Annotated in this window: 1 protein-coding gene and 1 pseudogene; one reads left to right on the top strand and one right to left on the bottom strand. The window is 76.4% G+C overall.

Going from position 1 to position 743, the window contains the following annotated elements; all coding sequences use genetic code 11:
- A pseudogene (locus QR77_RS33145) lies at positions 1-338 on the bottom strand (hypothetical protein); the annotation flags it as partial.
- On the opposite strand from QR77_RS33145, the gene QR77_RS49440 reads away from it, so the two are divergent.
- A partial coding sequence (locus QR77_RS49440; RefSeq protein WP_040029062.1) for a dihydrofolate reductase family protein occupies positions 337-743 on the top strand: 407 nt, incomplete at its 3' end. The pseudogene QR77_RS33145 and the gene QR77_RS49440 sit on opposite strands and share 2 nt — an antisense overlap.

Below are 743 nucleotides of genomic sequence, written 5' to 3' on the forward strand. Positions count from 1 at the left end.
CGCAGGCCGCCTCCGGACACGCGGGCGGCGCCGGACCCGCGCCGATCGTCGAGCCCGGCCGCGAAGGCGCTGAGGACCGTGACGGCCTCGCTCTGGCTGGGCTGCCGGGGGTCGGGTACGTACGTCGCGAAGCGCACGGAGTCGAAGCGCGGCGGCGGCACCATCTCGGCGACCAGCCGTTCGGCGGGGACGCGCGGCTCACGGGCGCAGAGGGAGAGCGGGCTCACTTCGGCTCCGGACGCGGTTGTCGGGCGGGAGCCGGGGGCGGCTGGGGACGACGGGGCGGGGGAGGTCGACACAGCACTCAACTGTATGCGCCGTGCCAGACTGCTCCGCATGCGACGCCTGTTTCCCGTGACCGAGCGGACAGCCTCCGCCGCTGACCGTGACCGCGCCGATGACCATGGGAGCGGCGGCGACCACGGCAGTGGTCCCGGTGACCACGGCGGGGGCAGGGACCGCGAGTGGTCCCTCGACGAGCTGGCCGGGGCCTACGCGTACCCCGCCACCGGCGAGCGGCCCTGGCTGCGCGCCAACATGGTGTCCAGCCTCGACGGCGCCGCCCAGCACGACGGCCGCTCCCAGCCGCTCTCCTCCACCGCCGACATGCGCGTCTTCGGCCTGCTGCGCGGCATCGCCGACGCCGTGGTGGTCGGTGCGGAAACGGTTCGTCAGGAGGGCTACCGCCCGGCCCGCGCCCGCGAGGCCCTCGCCGAGCGCCGCGCCGCCGCCGGCCAGGGGCC

Source organism: Streptomyces sp. 150FB, assembly GCF_000818195.1.
In the GTDB taxonomy this organism is placed as follows: domain Bacteria; phylum Actinomycetota; class Actinomycetes; order Streptomycetales; family Streptomycetaceae; genus Streptomyces.